We start from the raw sequence: 17,259 nt of genomic DNA, 5'->3' as shown, positions 1-17,259 counted from the left end.
ACAAGGCTTGCCGCTCGGTGGTGGGGGATTCAGGAAGGCGGGCGCAGCGACGCGGTGATCGCCTCGCTGATCTTCCTGAGCTGCTCGACCTGCTCCGGGGTGAGCGGGTCGAACAGGTGCGAGCGGACCGTCTCCACGTGCCCGGGCGCGGCCGCCTCGAGCGCGGCGAACCCGGCGTCCGTCAGATCCGCGAACTGCCCGCGCTTGTCGTCGTCGCAGTCGCGGCGGCGGACCCAGCCGCGCGCCTCGAGCTTGGTGACGGCGTGGCTGAGCCGGCTCCGGGAGGACCGGGTGAGGTCGGCGAGCTCACTCATCCGCCGGGTGCGTCCCGGCGACTCCGACAGCACGACGAGGATCTCGTAGTAGGCGTGCGGCATGCTCGCGTCGTGCTGCAGCTCGCGGTCGAGCCGGTCGATGAGCTGCGTCGCGGCGGAGTAGAAAGCACGCCAGGCGAGTTGCTCATCGGCGTCGAGCCAGCGGGTCGGTGTGCTCACATCGCTCCCCTCCACGACTGCGTGCATGTGCGAAAAGTCTTACTGATCATGCTGGAGAGTGCCAGTTATTCCGGACGGGGATGCCGTGAACACCTACGATGATCAGGTCAACGACTATCTCCGCGCTGTCGAGCAGGCGCTGCACGGCGTGCCTGCCGGCCGTCGCGACGAGCTGCTCAGCGACCTCAGCGACCACATCGCCGCCAAGCTCGCCGAGACCCGGCAGGCCGAGCAGGGCGGCCAGACCCATGCGCCCGGCCCCGAGACCGAGGTGCACTCGGTGCTGGACCTCCTCGGCGACCCCACCGAGCTGGCCGCCGAACTCGAGGCCGCCGAGCACGCCTGCGACGCCCCCGAGCCCGCCGCCCCGATCGAGATCGACCCCGGCCGCAAGCTCGGCGCGGTCCTCTGGGTCCTCGCCACGGTGGCCATGGTGTCGCTGCTCTGCATCGGCGTCGTCCTGACCGGCGTCTTCGTCTTCTTCACCAGCCGCAACTGACCCGCGCGCCGCGCTCAGACCAGCCGAGCGACCGAGGCACCCACGTCCTCGACGCACGGTCCGGCGACACGCGACTCACTGCCGCACGAGTCGACCGGAGAGCGGCGACCTAGCAGCTGTGGCGCTCCGGGCCGGACCTCCGCCCGGCGCCTGGCCGGCGTGCACCCGACGGCGAGGCGCCACCCAGACCCACGAGACACCCCGACTGCGGCGCCACCCGACGCAGGAACGATCCGAGCAGGCGCGGCGGCGGGGCGAACGGTCGCGAGGCCCGGCGAGACCTCGCGACCGCGGCTCGTCACCGTCGCCGCCGGGCGGAACGCGCATCGCTGCGCATCCGCCCGGCGACCACCCGTCCGCGTCCTCCCCCTGCTCCCCCTGGAACGCGGACGTGCCATGGCTTCGGCCGGAGCTGGTCGACGCACGGCCATGCGTCGGTTGCTCCGAACACCCCCCGTTGAAGCCGCTGGGCTGGTGTGTCCAGGTCAGCGTATCTAGACGTCTAGGTTCGCGCAATTGTTGATTTGAGGAAAGGTGGTCTAGATTTGCCAGGTGCGTGGCCGGCTCTTTCCAGTCGCCGATGGCTGGTATGAATGGCGCCAGGAGCCGCCCCTGGCGCAGAGCGTCCAGGTGCGGGTCAGCGTCGCGGACAGCGGTCGGCTGGTGCTGACGGGCCTGCACATCGACGGCAGCCCGAGCGCCGAGCTGCTCCGCGCGATCCCCGTCGGCAGGATCGAGGCGGCGGCCAATGCGCAGCTCACGGTCGTCCACGAGTCGATCGACATGCCTCCGGTGCTCAACCCGCGGGCCCGGCCGGTCGTGCCGCCGGTCGCCGTGGACGCCGGATGGGAGATGGTCGAGCCGGCCCTCGCGGTGTCCAGGGCCGCGGGCGGCGGTGCCGGCCGGTCGCGTGGCCGCCCGGACGTCTTCTACCGGGAGGTCGCCGTCGTCTATCTCGACTTCGCCCAGGACTCGCCGCGGCCCGCCTGCGACCTCGCCGACCAGCACGGCGTCCCGGTCAGCACCGCGCACCGCTGGGTGAAGGAGGCCCGCCGCCGCGGCTTCCTGCCGCCGGGCCGCCCCGGCAAGAGCGGCTGACCGCCCGCCGTCCGGCAAGCCCCCCGGCGAAAGCGGCAACGCCCCGCCTGGCGGCGATTGGGTAAGGTGGCGGCGTGTCGATCGACGACGCTGTGCGAGCTCGGGTGCACCGCCTGCTCACCGACTATCTCGGCGGGCAGCCGGTGCCTGCGGACCTGAGCGCGACCCCGGCCGCCATCCGCAGCGGCACCGCCGTGGTCTATCTGCGCCTGGTCGCCAACGATCCGCCGTTCGTGCGGGCCTTCTCCCCGCTGCTGCGCGGCCTCGAGTGCTCGCCGGGGCTGCTGACCGAGCTCAACGACCTCAACGGCAGGCTCAACTTCGTCCGCCTGTTCTGGCGCGACGGCTCCGTCATCGCGTCCTACGAGCTGATGGCCGAGACCCTCGACGCGACCGAGCTGAGCAACGCCTGCGACTGGGTCGCCGACGCCGCCGACTACTACGACGTGCGGCTGCACGACCAGTTCGGCGGTGAGCTGGCGTTCGCGCCGCCGCCCACTTCCCGGCATCCGGCGGACACTCCGCACGGCAAGATGGGGGCATGACCCTCCTCGTCTCCACCGTCGGCGGCAGACCCCTCGACGCGCCCGGCGATGCCCGTTTCCTCTCCGTCGACCCGTCCCACCTCGATCAGGTTGTCGCCGAGGTCGCTCTGGCCGACGCCGACACGTTCGTCGCCGCGTGCCGGGCGGCGAGAAGCGCGCAGCGCGCGTGGGCCGACGTCCCCGCGCCGGTCCGCGGCCGGGTGATCGCCAACCTGGGCCGGCTCGTCGAGGCCAACTTCGAGCCTCTCGCGAGGCTCGTGACACGGGAGGTCGGCAAGACCATCGCCGAGGCCCGCGGCGAGGTGCAGGAGATCGTCGACACCTGCGACTTCTTCCTCGGTGAGGGCCGCCGCCTGTACGGGCAGACCGTGCCGAGCGAGATGCCCGACAAGCAGCTGTTCACGTTCCGCGTGCCGGTCGGCGTCACCGCGATCATCACGGCCGGCAACTTCCCGGTCGCGGTCCCCAGCTGGTATCTGGTGCCGGCCCTGCTGTGCGGCAACGCCGTGGTGTGGAAGCCGGCCGAGTACTCCGCCGCCTGCGCCGACGCGTTCGCCCAGCTCATCCGGCGCGCGGGGGTGCCGGAGGGGGTGTTCGACGTGGTGTTCGCCGACGGGCCGACCACGTTCGAGGGGCTGGACCGGGCCCTGGGGGACAACCTGATCGACAAGGTCGGGTTCACCGGCTCGTCGGAGGTCGGCGCGCGGATCGGCGAGCTCGCCGGCCGGCACCTGCAGAGCGCCTGCCTGGAGCTCGGCGGCAAGAACCCGATGATCGTCACCGAGGACGCCGACCTGGACCTGGCCGTGCACGGCGCGCTGTTCGCCGGGTTCGGCACCGCCGGCCAGCGGTGCACGTCGCTCGGCACGCTGATCGTCCAGGACAGCGTCCTCGGCGAGTTCACCGCGCGGCTCGAGAAGGCAGTCCGCGGCGCGGTCGTCGGCGATCCCACCGACCCGTCGGTGCTCTACGGGCCGCTGATGACGGAGCGCTTCGCGGCCCGGTTCGACGAATACCTCGGCTGGCTCGAGGACCATCACCGGGTGTCCGGCGCGACCGGCAGGATCGGCAGGGACAACCCGCGCGAGGGCTTCGTCGGCGACCCCGAGGCGGGCCTGTTCTACCACCCGGTGCTGGTCCACGGCGTGCGACCGGACGACAAGATCTTCCAGCAGGAGACCTTCGGCCCGCTGGTCGGGGTGACCGCCTACAGCACCCTCGACCAGGCGGTCGAGCTCGCCGACGCGCCGGGCTACGGCCTGTCTGCGGCGATCTACACCACCGACCCGGGCAAGGCGTTCACGTTCCGCCGCCGCACCCGGGCCGGGATGGTGAGCGTCAACAACTCGACGTCGGGTGCGGAGGCGCACCTGCCGTTCGGCGGCAACGGCAAGTCCGGCAACGGCAGCCGCCAGTCCGGTGTCTGGGTGCTCGACCAGTTCACCCGCTGGCAGTCGATGAACTGGGACTACTCCGGCAAGCTCCAGCGCGCCCAGATGGACACGCTGGAGATCACGCCGGATCTGGACTACAGGCTGGCCGGTTAGGCGGCCGCCACGGCGACCGGCGCGGGGGTCACGACCCCGCGCCGGGTGCGCAGCAACAGCAGCGACAGGGCCGCCGCGCCGATCGACAGGCCGCCCGCGACGTACCAGGCGAGGTCGTAGTTGCCGAGCCGGTCGCGCAGCAGGCCGGTGCTGGTCGCCGCGATCGCCGCGCCGAACTGGTGCGACGCGAACACCCAGCCGAACACCACCGGGCCGCTGGCGCCGAAGTACTCGCGGCACAGCGCGACCGTCGGCGGCACCGTCGCCACCCAGTCCAGGCCGTAGAAGAGGATGAACACGACCATGCTCGGCCGGACCGTCGCGGCGAACAGCACCGGCAGCACCAGCAGCGACAGCCCGCGCAGCGCGTAGTACCAGCCGAGCAGCACCCGGCTGTCCATCCGGTCGGTGAGCCAGCCCGACGCGATCGTCCCGACGATGTCGAAGAGCCCGATGAGCGCGAGCAGCGACGCGGCGACCGGCTCGGTCATGCCGTGGTCGTGCGCGGCGGGGATGAAGTGCGTGCCGATGAGCCCGTTCGTCGTCGCGCCGCAGATCGCGAACCCGCCCGCGAGCAGCCAGAACGCGGGCACCCGGGCGGCGCCGCGCAGCGCGCCGAGCGCCCGGCGGGCGGCGCCACCCGGCGGCGGCACAGGAGCGGCATCGGATGACGATGCGCCGTAGGCGGTCACGCCCAGGTCCGCGGGGTTGTCGCGCAGCCGCCACAGGACCAGCGGCACGACCAGCAGCGCCGCGAAGGAGACCGTCAGCGCCGCGGCCCGCCACCCGCGCGCGTCCACCAGCAGCGCCAGGACCGGCAGGAACACCAGCTGACCGGCGGCGCCGCCGGCGGTGAGGATGCCGGTGACGAGTCCGCGCCGCTTGACGAACCAGCGGCCGGTGATCGTGGCGACGAACGCGAGGGCCATCGAGCCGGTGCCGAGGCCGACGAGCACGCCCCACAGCGCGATGAGCTCCCAGCTGTGTCGCATGAACACCGTGAGCCCGCTGCCGGCGGCGACCAGCAGCAGCGCGTACGCCACGACGCGCCGGATCCCGAACCGCTCCATCAGGGCGGCGGCGAACGGTGCGGTGAGGCCGAACAGCAGCAGGTTGATCGACACGGCGAGCGAGATCGTGCCCAGCGACCAGCCGAACTCCTCGTGCAGCGGGTGCAGCATCACGCCGGGCGTGGCGCGGAAGCCGGCCGCCCCGACCAGCGCGACGAAGGCGACGACGGCGACCGACCAGGCCGGATGGATTCGTTTCACAAAACCATGATCTGGGAGTCGGTACGACCGGACGAGTGGCCCGACAGCCATAGTGCGCAAGAATTGGGCCATGGACAGACACCTGGTCGCCGTGCTCGCCCTGGACGGCGTCGTGGCGTTCGACCTGGGCACCCCGCCGCAGATCTTCGGCGCGGCCCGGGACGACGACGGGCTGCGGCGGTACAAGATCCAGGTCTGCACGCCGGGCGGGCTGCCGGTCCGCAGCGCGGCCGGGTTCCAGGTGCTGCCCGACCACGGCCTGGAGATCACCGAGGTGGCCGACACCGTGATCGTGGCCGGCATCCACCGCGGTGGCCCGGTCGAGGACGCGAGCGTCGAGCCCGAGGTGGCGGGGGCGCTGCGAGCCGCGCACGCGCGTGGGGCCAGGGTCATGTCGATCTGCACCGGGGCGTTCGTGCTCGCCGCCGCGGGGCTGCTCGACGACCGGCGGGCGACCACCCACTGGGGCTGGGCCGACCAGTTCCGGGAGCTGTATCCGCAGGTCAAGCTCGACCCTGACGTGTTGTTCATCGACGACGGCGACGTGCTCACCTCCGCCGGTGTCGGCGCGGGGATCGACCTGTGCCTGCACGTGGTGCGCACCGACTTCGGCAGCGAGGTCGCCAACCGGGCCGCCCGGCGCAGCGTCGTGCCGCCGTGGCGGGAGGGTGGGCAGGCGCAGTACATCGAACGCCCCCTGCCGCGGGTCACCGACACCACGACCGCCCCGACCCGGGAATGGGCGCTGCAGCGGCTGGGTGAGCCGTTGACGCTGCAGGACATGGCCGCGTACGCGACGATGAGTGTGCGGACGTTCACCCGCCGGTTCCGCGAGGAGACCGGGGTCAGCCCGGCCCGGTGGTTGCTGCAGCAGCGGGTCGATCACGCCCGTGGCCTGCTGGAGAGCACCGACCTGGCGGTGGAGCAGATCGCCCGCCGGTCCGGGCTCGGCACCGCCGCGTCGCTGCGCCAGCACCTGCAGACCACGATCGGTGTCGCCCCGAGCGCGTACCGCCGGACGTTCCGGGTTGTGCCCGGGGCGCCGGGACGGTAGGCAGGAGGAACGATCACCGTCGATCCTCCGGGAGGCACCGTGCGCAGGCTCGTCCCGCTCGCCCTGATACCGATACTGCTCGTGCCGGCCGCGCCGGCCACCGCCGCCGGAACCAGCGGCCCGACCGCGACCGGCTACGGCGGCGCGGTGACCTCGGTCGACCCGACAGCCACCGCGGTCGGCCTGGACGTGCTGCGCCGCGGGGGGAACGCGGTCGACGCGGCCGTCGCGGTCGCGGCGACCCTCGGCGTGACCGAGCCGTTCTCCTCCGGCATCGGCGGCGGCGGGTTCTTCGTGTACTACGACGCCCGCAGCGGCAAGGTGTCCACCCTCGACGGCCGGGAGACCGCGCCGCGGTCGATGACGTCGACGGCGTTCGTGAACCCGGCGACCGGCCAGCCCTACGCGTTCCAGGAGGCCCGCGTCAGTGGCCTCTCCGCCGGCGTACCGGGCACCCTCGCCACCTGGGACACCGCGCTGCGCAGGTGGGGTTCGCGGTCCCTGGCGACGAGCCTGCGCCCGGCCGCCGACGTGGCCCGGCGCGGCTTCACCGTCGACCAGACGTTCGCGACCCAGGTCAGCGACAACGCCGCCGCGTTCGCACAGTTCACGCCCACCGCGGCGCTGTTCCTGCCGGGCGGGCAGCCGCCGGCGGTCGGCAGCACGCTGCGCAACCCCGACCTGGCCGCCACCTATGACCTGGTCGGACGGCGGGGCATCGACGCGTTCTACGGCGGCGAGGTCGGCCGCGACATCGTCCAGACCGTGCAGCACCCGCCGGTCGCGACGAGCCCGGCGCTGCCGTGGCAGTACGAGATCCGCCCCGGCGGCATGACCCTGGCCGACCTGCGCGCCTACGACGTCCGCCGCCCCGACCCGACGCACATGAACTACCGCGGCTACGACGTGTACGGCATGGCGACCCCGTCGTCCGGCGGCTCGACCGTCGGCGAGGCCCTCAACATCCTCGAGCGCTCCGACCTGGGCAAGCTCGACGGCACGCAGGCGCTGCACCGCTACCTGGAGGCGAGCGCCCTGGCCTTCGCCGACCGCAACCGCTACGTCGGCGACTACACCCCGCGCCGGGTGCTCGACGCGCTGCTGACCAACGGTTTCGCCGCCGAGCGCGCCTGCCAGATCGACCCGGCGAAGGCCGCGCAGAAGCCGGTGCTGCCCGGCGTACCGGACGGCCGATACGACGGCTGTGCCACCGCGACGGGCGGGGCGAGCACCGACTTCGGCAAGTCGACGACGAACCTGACCGTCGCCGACAAGTGGGGCAACGTCGTGGAGTACACGCTCACCATCGAGCAGATCGGCGGCAACGGGATCGTCGTCCCGGGCCGCGGTTTCCTGCTCAACAACGAGCTGACCGACTTCAACTTCACCAACACCCAGGCGCCCGCCGACGACCCGAACCTGCCCGGCCCAGGCAAGCGGCCGCGCAGCTCGATGGCGCCGACGATCGTCCTGCAGCACGGCAAGCCGTTCCTCGCGCTCGGCTCCCCCGGCGGCTCGACGATCATCACCACCGTGCTGCAGATCCTGGTCAACCGGATCGACCTCGGGATGACGCTGCCGGAGGCCCTCGCGGCGCCGCGGGCCACGCAGCGCAACACCGCCGCCGTGGTGGCGGAGCCGGCGTTCATCGCCGGGCCGGGCGTCGCGCTGGGCGGGCTCGGGCACACGTTCACCCCGATGGCTGAGATCGGGGCCGCGACCGCGATCGAGTTCCTGCCCCGCGGAAAGCTCCTGGCCTGCGCGGAGCCGGTCCGGCGCGGCAGCGGGTCGGCCGGCACCGTCCGTCGCTGACACCCTGCCCACCTGCGGCGTGAGATCGTGCTCCTCGTGACCGGCGAAACGACTGGCAACATCGTCGAAGAGGAGCTGCGCGGTCTCGCGCCGCAGGTGCTCGGGGTCCTGGTCCGCCGGTACGGGCAGTTCGACGCCTGCGAGGACGCGGTCCAGGAGGCGTTGCTCGCGGCGGCGACGCAGTGGCCGGTCGAGGGCGTGCCGGAGCAGCCGCGCGGGTGGCTGATCACGGTCGCCTCGCGGCGGTTGACGGACCAGTTCCGCAGCGAGGACGCCCGGCGGCGGCGCGAGCTTACCCACGGTGTTTCACATGAAACATCCGACAGCGCGGACATTCCCGACAAAGATGACACGTTGCTGCTGCTGTTCCTGTGCTGCCATCCGTCCCTTTCGAGCGCGTCGCAGCTGGCGCTCACGCTGCGGGCCGTGGGCGGGCTGACCACCGCGCAGATCGCGCACGCGTTCCTGGTCCCGGAGGCCACGCTCGCGCAGCGGGTCAGCCGCGCCAAGCAGAAGATCCGGTCCGCCGGCGCGCGCTTCAGCATGCCGCCGCCCGCCGAGCGCGCCGCCAGGCTCCAGGTCGTCCTGCAGGTGCTGTACCTGATCTTCAACGAGGGATACACCGCGTCGTCGGGCGAGGACCTGCACCGGCCCGAGCTGACCGCCGAGGCGACCCGCCTGACCCGCGAGGTGCACCGCCTGCTGCCCGACAACGGGGAGGTCGCGGGGCTGCTCGCGCTGATGCTGCTCACCGACGCCCGCCGCGCCGCCCGCGCCCTGCCGGACGGCACGCTGGTCCCGCTCGCGGCGCAGGACCGGTCGCTGTGGAACCCGTCGATGATCGCCGAGGGCGTCGAGTTGATCACCCGGACGCTGCCGAAGGGGCCGCCGGGCGCCTACCAGCTGCAGGCCGCGATCGCCGCGGTCCACGACGAGGCCGCCTCGGCGGCGGACACCGACTGGCCGCAGATCCTCGCGCTGTACCAGCTGCTGGAGCGGGTCGCGCCGAACCCGATGGTGACGCTCAACCGGGCGGTCGCCCTCGCCATGGTGCAGGGACCCGAGGCCGGCCTGCGCCTGCTGTCGCCGCTGGACACCGACGAGCGGCTGGCCCGGCACCACCGGCTCGCGGCCGTGCGCGCCCACCTGCTGGAGATGTCCGGCGACGCTCCGGCGGCCCGTTCGGCGTACGAGGTCGCCGCCCGCCGTACGACCAGCCTCCCCGAGCGGCGGTACCTGCTGTCGAAGGCCGCCTCGTTACACGGGTAGCGGTCGCGCCTTGTCGGTGGCGAGCTTGACCGCGATCGTCCCGAGGAGCGTGCCCGTCACGTACCGCTGCATCCGCATCCACCCGGGCCGCTCCGCGAGGAAGACGGCGATGCTGCCGGCGGCGAGCACGACGCCCGCGTTGACCGCCATGCTCACCGCGATCTGCACCCCACCGAGCAGGAACCCCTGCGCCATCAGGTGCCCGGCGCGGGGGTCGACGAACTGCGGGATCAGCGACGCGTACATGATCGCGGCCTTGGGGTTGAGCAGGTTGGTCATCAGCCCCATCGTCAGCAGCTTCCGCGTCGAGTCCGGCGGCAGGTCCTGCTGCGCGAACACCGACGTGCCGCCGGGCCGGACCGCCTGCCACGCGAGGTAGGCGAGATAGGCCGCCCCCGCCAGCTTCACGGTGGTGTACAGCGCGGGCACGGTCGCGAACACCACCGACAGCCCGGCCGAGGCGAGCGTCAGGTAGACGAGGAACCCCACGGCGACCCCCGCGAGGGAGATCATCCCGGCCCGCCGCCCCTGGGAGATGCTGCGGGAGACGAGGTACATCATGTTCGGCCCGGGCGTGAGCACCATCCCCAACGCCACGAGCGCCACGCCGGCCGCCGCACCCATCGTGATCATGCTCGTGACGTTGCCAGCCGCGCGCCCGGCGCGTCGAGGGCCAATCGGCGATCAGAGGCCCTTGACCCAGCGCCGCCACTCCTCCTGCGGCGCGTAGCCGGCGGCCCGCCACGCGTGGTGCGCGAGGGTGTTGTCCTCGAGGATCATCGCGTCGACCCGCCGCCCGCCGAGCTGCCGGAACCGCTCCTCGGCCGCCGCGAGGAGCAGCTTCCCGATCCCCTGCCGGCGCCGCCCGGGGTGCACCGCGAAGCGGTACAGGTGGCACCGCCACCCGTCGAACCCCACGATCAGCGACCCGACGATCTCCCCGTCCAGCACGGCCAGCAGCAGCGCCAGCGGGTCCCGTTCGATCAGCGCCTCGACGGCCGCCGTGTCGTCTCCCCCGCGGTTCGTCCCCTCCGCCGCGACCTTCCAGAACGCCAGCACCGCGCCCACTTCGTCGACGGTCCCCGCCCGTACCTCAACATCCACACCGCGACCGTACAGCCAACCCGGTTCTGGGAAGTTTTGACAGAAACTGTTGGAGTTTGTTGGCTCAAGGGGTGCGACAACCTTGACCTGCCTGATGGTTCTGTTCAATATTTACGGAACATGTGGGAACCTCCACCCCATTCCGCGCCCGCCAGCGCGTCACCGTCGGAGCCGCCACCGATGTTCACCACAGCCAGCCGACTAGCCGTCCTCACCGTCGCGGCGATCGCGGGCAGCGTGCTCGCGCCCGTCGCGGCCGAAGCCGCCATCCCCGACTACACGACCGCCGAGGCCGGCAACCCGTTCGTCGACGGGTGGTACGCCGACCCGGACGTCGCGGTCTACAACAACACGTTCTGGGTGTATCCGACGACGTCGAAGTCGTATGCGGAGCAGACCTACCTCGACGCCTTCTCGTCCACGGACCTGGTCAACTGGACCAGGCACCCGAACGTGCTCACCAAGGCGAACGTGTCGTGGGCGAGCTACGCGATGTGGGCGCCGGCGCCCATCCAGCGCAACGGCAAGTACTACCTGTACTTCGGCGCGAACGACATCCAGAACAACTCCGCGCTCGGCGGGATCGGGGTGGCCGTCGCCGACAACCCGGCCGGCCCCTACCGGGACGCGATCGGCCGGCCGCTGATCGGGCAGATCGTCAACGGCGCGCAACCCATCGACCAGGACGTCTTCATCGACGACGACGGTCAGGCGTACATGTACTACGGCGGCTGGGGTCACGCCAACGTGGTCAAGCTCAACGCCGACATGACCAGCCTCGGCACGTTCAGCGACGGCAGCACCTACAAGGAGATCACGCCGTCCGGGTACACCGAGGGCTCGCAGATGTTCAAGCGCAACGGCAAGTACTACCTGATGTGGTCGGAGGGCGGCTGGACCGGGCCCGACTACTCGGTGTCCTACGCGATCGCGAACTCCCCGCTCGGGCCGTTCACCAAGCTGGACAGGGTGCTCGCGCAGGACTCCACGGTCGCCAAGGGCTCCGGGCACAACTCGGTGATCAACGTGCCGGGCACCGACACCTGGTACATCCTGTACCACCGCCGGCCGCTGAGCGAGACCGACGGCAACCACCGGCAGCTCGCCTACGACCGGATGACGTTCAACGCCGACGGCACCATCCCGCGGATCACGATGCGGGTGAAGGACAACTTCGCCGACAACAACGCGCTGGGCTGGAAGACGTACGGCGGATCGTTCAGCGCGACGGGCGGCAGGTACACGGCCGGGAACAGCCTCGGCGGCAAGGCGCAGCTCGACACGAACTTCGGCGACTTCTCCTACGACGCCGACGTGACCGTGACCAGCGGCGGCGGCGACGCCGGCCTCACGTTCCGGGTCAGCAACGCGGCCAGCGGCACCGACAGCTACAACGGCTACTACGCGGGCATCAGCCCCGCCGGCCGGGTCGTCCTCGGCCGCGCCGCGAACAACTGGACCCAGCTCGGCACCGCCAACCTGACGGTGACCACCGGCACCAGCTACCACCTGCGGGTCACCGCGGTCGGACAGTCGATCAAGGTGTACGTCGACGACATGACCAACCCGAAGATCAGCGTCACGGACGGGACGTTCGCGTCCGGCAGCGACGGCGTGCGGGTGTTCAACGCGGCCGCGACGTACGACAACGTGGTCGTCGGGGCACCGGTCGGCGCGGGCGTCAACATCGCGCAGGGCAGGCCCGCGACCGGCTCCACCCCGTGCGGTGCTTCGGAAGGGCCGGAGAAGGCGTTCAACGGCAGCGTCAGCGGCGGCAACTCCGACAAGTTCTGCTCGTCGGGCGCCGGCGCGTGGCTGCAGGTCGACCTCGGCAGCACGAAGAACATCAGCCGGTTCGAGCTGGCGCACGCCCAGGCCGGCGGCGAGGCCGCGACCATGAACACGAAGGCGTACACGATCTCGGTCTCCACCAACGGCACGACGTGGACGCAGGCGGTGAGCGTCACGAACAACACCGCGGCGAACACCACCCACACCGTCAGCGGCGTCTCCGGCCGGTACGTGCGGCTCAACGTCACCACGCCCACCCAGAACACCGAGGTCGCCACCCGGATCTACGAGATGCGGGTGTTCGGCTCATGAGGAAGATCTGGGCGGCCGCCCTGCTGACCGCGAGCTTCGCCGTGGTGCTCCCGGCCCCGGCACACGCCGCCGTGACCGAGTTCAGCTCCGGGTTCGAGGCCGGGCAGCCGCAGCCCACCTGGACCAACACCGTCGACAGCAGCGCCGGCGTCGGCGGGTACTGCTGCGGCCTCACCGGCATGGAGAGCGGCACCCGCACCGAGGCGGCGCACACCGGCACCACGTCGCTCATGTACTCCGGCTCCGACACCAGCGCCACGACCAGCTACTCCTACAACCGGGTGTTCGACGTCGACATCGCCGTCGGCGCGACCACGACCCTGTCGTACTGGGTGCGCCCGCAGTCCGGCGGGAACCTCGACGTCGCGGTGGACCTCGCGTTCACCGACGGCACGTTCCTGCGCAACTCCGGCGCGGTCGACCAGCACGGCGTGCGCGTGCACCCGCGCGACCAGGGCAGCGGCTGGGTGCTGAACTTCGACACCTGGAACTACGTCACCTCGAACATCGGCAACAACGTCGCCGGCAAGACGATCGACCGGATCCTCATCGGCTACGACAAGCCGGAAGGCACCGGCACGTTCCGCGGCTACTTCGACGACATCCAGATCTCCGCCGGTACCGGCGGCAGACTGTCCGACCTGGTCGACACGCGGCGCGGCTCGAACTCCGACTCCGGATACTCGCGCGGCAACACGTTCCCGGGCGCCACGGTCCCGCACGGGTTCAACTTCTGGACGCCGGTGACCAACGGCAACCAGGACGGCTGGCTGTACCAGTGGAGCTCGCCGACCGTGCAGGGCTTCGCGATCAGCCACCAGCCGAGCCCGTGGATCGGCGACTACGGCCAGCTGCAGTTCATGCCGATGACCGGCGCGCTGAAGACGACCCCGGACGCGCGGAAGTCCACGTTCAGCCACGCGAACGAGGTCGCGAAGGCGCACTACTACAAGACGCGCCTCGACACCTACGGGATCACGACCGAGATCGCGCCGACCGACCACGCGGGCGTCATGCGCTTCACGTTCCCGGCCGCGTCGGACTCGACGGTCCTGTTCGACGTCGTCGACAGCGCCACCGGCTCGTTCACCGTCGACACCGCCGGGCGGACGATCTCCGGTTTCGCCGACCACCGCGGCCAGAAGCTCTACTTCTCCGCGACCGTCGACGCGGCGATCACCGCGTCCGGCGGGGGCGGCACCGGCTGGGTCCGCTTCGCCACCACCGCGAACCAGCAGGTGACGATGCGGGTCGGCACGTCGTGGATGAGCGTGGCGCAGGCCGCGGCCAACCGGACGCAGGAGGTCGGCACCAAGAGCCTGGAGACCGTCCGGGACGAGGCGCAGGCGCAGTGGGACGCGACGCTCGGCAAGGTCAGGATCGAGGGCGCGTCCGGCGACCAGCTGGTCACGTTCTACTCCAACCTGTACCGGACGTTCATGTACCCGAACAACCGCACCGAGATGGTCAACGGCGTGCGGCGGTACAACAACCCGTACACCGGCCAGCTCAACGACGGTCAGATGTACGTGAACAACGGCTTCTGGGACACCGCCCGCGCCGAGTGGCCGCTGCTGACGTTCCTGGAGCCGACCCGCGCCGGCGAGATGCTCGACGGGTTCGTCAACGTGTACAAGACCGCTGGGTGGACGCCGAGCTGGTCAGGGCCGTGGAACCGGGCCGCGATGCCCGGCACCAACCAGGACCTGGCCTTCGCCGACGCGTACATGAAGGGCGTCCGGAACTTCGACTACCAGGCGGCGTACGCGTCGATGGTGAAGAACGCGACGGTGTACTCGCCGCAGATCAACGGGCGGGTCGGGCTGGACGTGTCCACGTTCAAGGGCTACCTGCCCTCCGACGTCCGGGGCGACTCGGCGTCGTGGACGCTCGAGAGCGCGACGAACGACTTCGGGATCTCGCAGATGGCGCAGTCGCTCGGGTACGCCGACGACGCCGCGTACTTCCGCAACCGCGCCCTCGACTACACCAACCTGTATTCGCAGTCCGTCGGGTTCTACCGCGGCAAGCAGAGCAACGGCGCGTGGCGCACCAGCGACGCGGACTTCAAGCCCAACCTGTGGGGCTGCGAGTTCGTCGAGGGCGCGCCGTGGCACTACTCGACGCCGGCGCCGCAGGACCCGCAGGGCATGGCCAACCTGTACGGCGGCCGCGCCCAGCTGTCCGCGAAGCTCGACGCGATGCTCGCCGCGCCGCGCGACTACCTGCCGGGCTGCTACGGCGGGACGATTCACGAGATGCGCGAGATCTACGACCAGAACATGGGTCAGTACGCGCACGCCAACGAGCAGACCCATCACCAGCTCTACATGTACAACTACGCCGGCACGCCCGCGAAGACCCAGAACCAGGTCCGGCGGGTGCTGACGACGCTGTACAACTCGGGCGCCGGGACGGGCAACGGCTACTTCGGCGACGAGGACAACGGCGAGATGTCCGCGTGGTACGTGTTCTCGGCGCTGGGCTTCTACCCGGCGCGGATGGGCACGACGGACTACACGATCGGCGCGCCGCTGCACGCGAAGGCGACGGTCAACCTGGAGAACGGGCGCACGTTCACGGTCAACGCTCCCGGCGTCAGCGACACCAACCGCTACATCCAGAGCGCCACGCTCAACGGCGTGAACTACACGAAGAACTACCTGACGCACGGCGACCTGCTGGCCGGCGGCACGCTCAGCTTCGTGATGGGCCCCAACCCGTCGTCCTGGGGCACCGGGGCCTCGGACGTCCCGGGTTCGCTGACAAGCGGCTCCGCGGCGCCGGTACAGCTGAAGGACAAGGCGACCGGGTCGACCCTGACGGTCACCGCGGAGAACCCGCCGGGCGAGGGCAAGGGCGCCCTCACGGACGACAACTCCCTCACCAAATGGCTGGCGTTCTCGGGCACGGCCACGATCACCTGCCAGCTCACCGCGTCGGCGACCGTCCGCATGTACACGCTGACGTCCGCGGACGACCTGCCCGGCCGGGACCCGCGCAACTGGGTCCTGCAGGGCTCCAACGACGGCGCCACCTGGACCACCGTGGACACCCGCAGCAACGTCGACTTCGCCGACCGTCGGCAGACGCGGGTGTTCTCGGTGCCGGGTGGCGCTACCTACTCGCGGTTCCGCCTGCAGATCACCGCCAACCACGGTGCCGCGGAGACCCAGCTGGCGGAGGTACAGCTCCTAGGCTGACAGCATGACCCTCGGCGGAATGCCGGGCGGCCATGCGCACGCGGAGATCCGCGGCGACCGAACGACCAGGACGTGATCCTGCTCGACACCGGCGCCGCGGATCTTCGTATGTGGGTGGCGGCGGGCGCCTGCCCGCCGCTCAGCGGGGCGTGCGGTCGTCCCGGTCTGGGGTGTAGTAGTCGGAGGAGTCCGCGTCCTCGGGCTCGGGGAGGTGCACGCCGGCGAGCTCGTGCTGGAGGGCGGTGAGGTCGGTCGGCGGGGTGAAGTACTTCAGCTCCCGGGCGATCCGCGTCTGCTTGGCCTTGGCCCGTCCACGTCCCATGTCGGCTCCCCGTTTCCCGTGCGCCCCAGCGGCGGTGGCAGTGCCGCGCCCGGCGTCGTGACAACTTGAATTCATCCTCGTGCCCGACACGGTACATCCCTCGCGCTGGTGTCGTCTGCCGGCGATGAGACAAGAGTCCGACGACACTGCCTCAGGCGGCACCCCCGTTGACATAGATCGTCTGACCATTCACCCAGCGGGCGGGCCCTGCCAGCGAAGACACCACCTCGGCGATGTCCTCCGGGGTGCCGAGGCGCTCCATCGGGTTCGCCTTCGACATCCGCTCGATCGTGGCGTCGTCCTTGCCGTCGAGGAACAGGTCGGTGGCGGTCGGGCCGGGTGCGACGGCGTTGACGGTGACGTCGCGGCCACGCAGCTCCTTGGCGAGGATCGGGCAGATCGCCTCCACGGCGGCCTTGCTCGCGGCATACGCCGCGTAGGTCGGCAGCGACAGCCGCGTGATCGACGTGGAGAAGTTGACGATCGCGCCGCCGCGGCGGACCCGGCGGGCGGCCTCCCGGTCGACGATGAACGTTCCACGGATGTTGGTGCGGTGCATGCGGTCCAGGTCGTCGAGGTCGATGTCGGCCAGCGGACGCAGGATCATGATCCCGGCGGCGTTGACGACGACGTCGACCCCGCCGAAGTGCTGCTCCGCGGCGTCGAAGAGGGCCTTGACGGCCTGCTCGTCGGCGACGTCCGCCCGCACGGCCAGCGCCTGCCCGCCCTTGCCGGTGATTTCGGACACGACGGCGTCCGCGGGGGCGGACGAGTGGCCGTAGGCGATGACGACGGCCTGCCCGTCCTGTGCCAGGCGCAGTGCGACGGCCCGCCCGATGCCGCGGGATCCACCGGTGACGACGGCGACTCTGTTCACGACTTCCTCCAGCACGTTAGCGGCGTTAACAACTCGACGTTAGCACTAACTCGCTAACGTT

15 protein-coding genes are annotated in these 17,259 nt (G+C 71.1%); 9 read left to right on the top strand and 6 right to left on the bottom strand.

The genetic code is table 11. The features are described from left to right. Positions 1-29 precede the first annotated feature (29 nt). Positions 30-494 (bottom strand): MarR family winged helix-turn-helix transcriptional regulator, encoded by a 465-nt coding sequence (locus tag ACZ6TV_RS01765; RefSeq protein WP_465294240.1) that lies wholly within the window; start codon positions 492-494, stop codon positions 30-32. 85 nt (positions 495-579) lie between these two features. Between ACZ6TV_RS01765 and ACZ6TV_RS01760 the strand changes: the two genes are divergently transcribed. From ACZ6TV_RS01760 to ACZ6TV_RS01745, 4 genes are all read left to right on the top strand, one after another. After that, on the top strand, positions 580-993 hold the full coding sequence (locus ACZ6TV_RS01760) for an HAAS signaling domain-containing protein (RefSeq protein WP_465294237.1): 414 nt from the start codon (positions 580-582) through the stop codon (positions 991-993). 552 nt (positions 994-1,545) lie between these two features. Then, entirely contained in the window at positions 1,546-2,091 is a 546-nt protein-coding gene (locus ACZ6TV_RS01755) for a hypothetical protein (protein ID WP_465294235.1), read from the top strand. A gap of 74 nt (positions 2,092-2,165) precedes the next feature. After that, positions 2,166-2,636 carry a T3SS (YopN, CesT) and YbjN peptide-binding chaperone 1 gene (locus ACZ6TV_RS01750; RefSeq protein ID WP_465294233.1) on the top strand — a complete coding sequence of 157 codons (471 nt, stop codon included), beginning with the start codon at positions 2,166-2,168 and terminating at the stop codon, positions 2,634-2,636. After that, positions 2,633-4,183: an aldehyde dehydrogenase family protein gene (locus ACZ6TV_RS01745; RefSeq protein WP_465294231.1), complete on the top strand. Its 1,551-nt coding sequence runs from the start codon at positions 2,633-2,635 to the stop codon at positions 4,181-4,183. The genes ACZ6TV_RS01750 and ACZ6TV_RS01745 overlap by 4 nt, the downstream gene beginning before the upstream one ends. On the opposite strand, the gene ACZ6TV_RS01740 is transcribed toward ACZ6TV_RS01745, so the two are convergent. Next, positions 4,180-5,505, bottom strand: a complete 1,326-nt coding sequence (locus tag ACZ6TV_RS01740) for an MFS transporter (protein ID WP_465294228.1) — start codon at positions 5,503-5,505, stop codon at positions 4,180-4,182. The genes ACZ6TV_RS01745 and ACZ6TV_RS01740 overlap by 4 nt on opposite strands. A 19-nt stretch (positions 5,506-5,524) precedes the next feature. On the opposite strand from ACZ6TV_RS01740, the gene ACZ6TV_RS01735 reads away from it, so the two are divergent. The 3 genes from ACZ6TV_RS01735 to ACZ6TV_RS01725 are packed head-to-tail and all read left to right on the top strand — an operon-like array spanning position 5,525 to position 9,589. Continuing rightward, positions 5,525-6,508, top strand: coding sequence for a GlxA family transcriptional regulator (locus ACZ6TV_RS01735; RefSeq protein WP_465294226.1), 984 nt, complete (start codon positions 5,525-5,527; stop codon positions 6,506-6,508). A gap of 39 nt (positions 6,509-6,547) precedes the next feature. After that, positions 6,548-8,320, top strand: coding sequence for a gamma-glutamyltransferase (ggt, locus tag ACZ6TV_RS01730; protein ID WP_465294224.1), 1,773 nt, complete (start codon positions 6,548-6,550; stop codon positions 8,318-8,320). A gap of 36 nt (positions 8,321-8,356) precedes the next feature. Beyond that, positions 8,357-9,589, top strand: coding sequence for an RNA polymerase sigma factor (locus ACZ6TV_RS01725; RefSeq protein WP_465294221.1), 1,233 nt, complete (start codon positions 8,357-8,359; stop codon positions 9,587-9,589). Here ACZ6TV_RS01725 and ACZ6TV_RS01720 read toward each other — a convergent pair. Beyond that, positions 9,578-10,222: a LysE family translocator gene (locus tag ACZ6TV_RS01720; RefSeq protein ID WP_465294218.1), complete on the bottom strand. Its 645-nt coding sequence runs from the start codon at positions 10,220-10,222 to the stop codon at positions 9,578-9,580. The two genes, ACZ6TV_RS01725 and ACZ6TV_RS01720, sit on opposite strands and share 12 nt — an antisense overlap. 51 nt (positions 10,223-10,273) lie before the next feature. After that, a complete protein-coding gene (locus ACZ6TV_RS01715) occupies positions 10,274-10,693 on the bottom strand; it encodes a GNAT family N-acetyltransferase (RefSeq protein ID WP_465294216.1) in 420 nt (139 codons plus the stop codon). Between the two features lie 180 nt (positions 10,694-10,873). On the opposite strand from ACZ6TV_RS01715, the gene ACZ6TV_RS01710 reads away from it, so the two are divergent. Then, positions 10,874-12,796: a family 43 glycosylhydrolase gene (locus tag ACZ6TV_RS01710; protein ID WP_465294213.1), complete on the top strand. Its 1,923-nt coding sequence runs from the start codon at positions 10,874-10,876 to the stop codon at positions 12,794-12,796. After that, complete coding sequence (locus ACZ6TV_RS01705; RefSeq protein WP_465294211.1) at positions 12,793-15,999, top strand: GH92 family glycosyl hydrolase; 3,207 nt, start codon at positions 12,793-12,795, stop codon at positions 15,997-15,999. Before ACZ6TV_RS01710 ends, ACZ6TV_RS01705 begins: the two co-directional genes overlap by 4 nt. Positions 16,000-16,138: 139 nt before the next feature. On the opposite strand, the gene ACZ6TV_RS01700 is transcribed toward ACZ6TV_RS01705, so the two are convergent. Beyond that, positions 16,139-16,321, bottom strand: a complete 183-nt coding sequence (locus tag ACZ6TV_RS01700; RefSeq protein ID WP_465294209.1) for a DUF3073 domain-containing protein — start codon at positions 16,319-16,321, stop codon at positions 16,139-16,141. Between the two features lie 151 nt (positions 16,322-16,472). Next, on the bottom strand, positions 16,473-17,198 hold the full coding sequence (locus ACZ6TV_RS01695; RefSeq protein WP_465294207.1) for an SDR family oxidoreductase: 726 nt from the start codon (positions 17,196-17,198) through the stop codon (positions 16,473-16,475). Positions 17,199-17,259 lie beyond the last annotated feature (61 nt).

The organism is Dactylosporangium sp. NPDC051087, from assembly GCF_055586325.1.
Note: the sequence above shows the minus strand (reverse complement) of the source record. Positions and strands in the feature narration are given on the sequence as shown.

What these genes read in the sequence shown, in the direction of transcription:
- ACZ6TV_RS01740 (WP_465294228.1), bottom strand. Translation starts at nt 5,505, where the DNA reads ATGGCTGTCGGGCCACTCGTCCGGTCGTACCGACTCCCAGATCATGGT.
- ACZ6TV_RS01720 (WP_465294218.1), bottom strand. Translation starts at nt 10,222, where the DNA reads ATGATCACGATGGGTGCGGCGGCCGGCGTGGCGCTCGTGGCGTTGGGG.
- ACZ6TV_RS01710 (WP_465294213.1), top strand. Translation starts at nt 10,874, where the DNA reads ATGTTCACCACAGCCAGCCGACTAGCCGTCCTCACCGTCGCGGCGATC.
- ACZ6TV_RS01705 (WP_465294211.1), top strand. Translation starts at nt 12,793, where the DNA reads ATGAGGAAGATCTGGGCGGCCGCCCTGCTGACCGCGAGCTTCGCCGTG.
- ACZ6TV_RS01700 (WP_465294209.1), bottom strand. Translation starts at nt 16,321, where the DNA reads ATGGGACGTGGACGGGCCAAGGCCAAGCAGACGCGGATCGCCCGGGAG.
- ACZ6TV_RS01735 (WP_465294226.1), top strand. Translation starts at nt 5,525, where the DNA reads ATGGACAGACACCTGGTCGCCGTGCTCGCCCTGGACGGCGTCGTGGCG.
- ACZ6TV_RS01745 (WP_465294231.1), top strand. Translation starts at nt 2,633, where the DNA reads ATGACCCTCCTCGTCTCCACCGTCGGCGGCAGACCCCTCGACGCGCCC.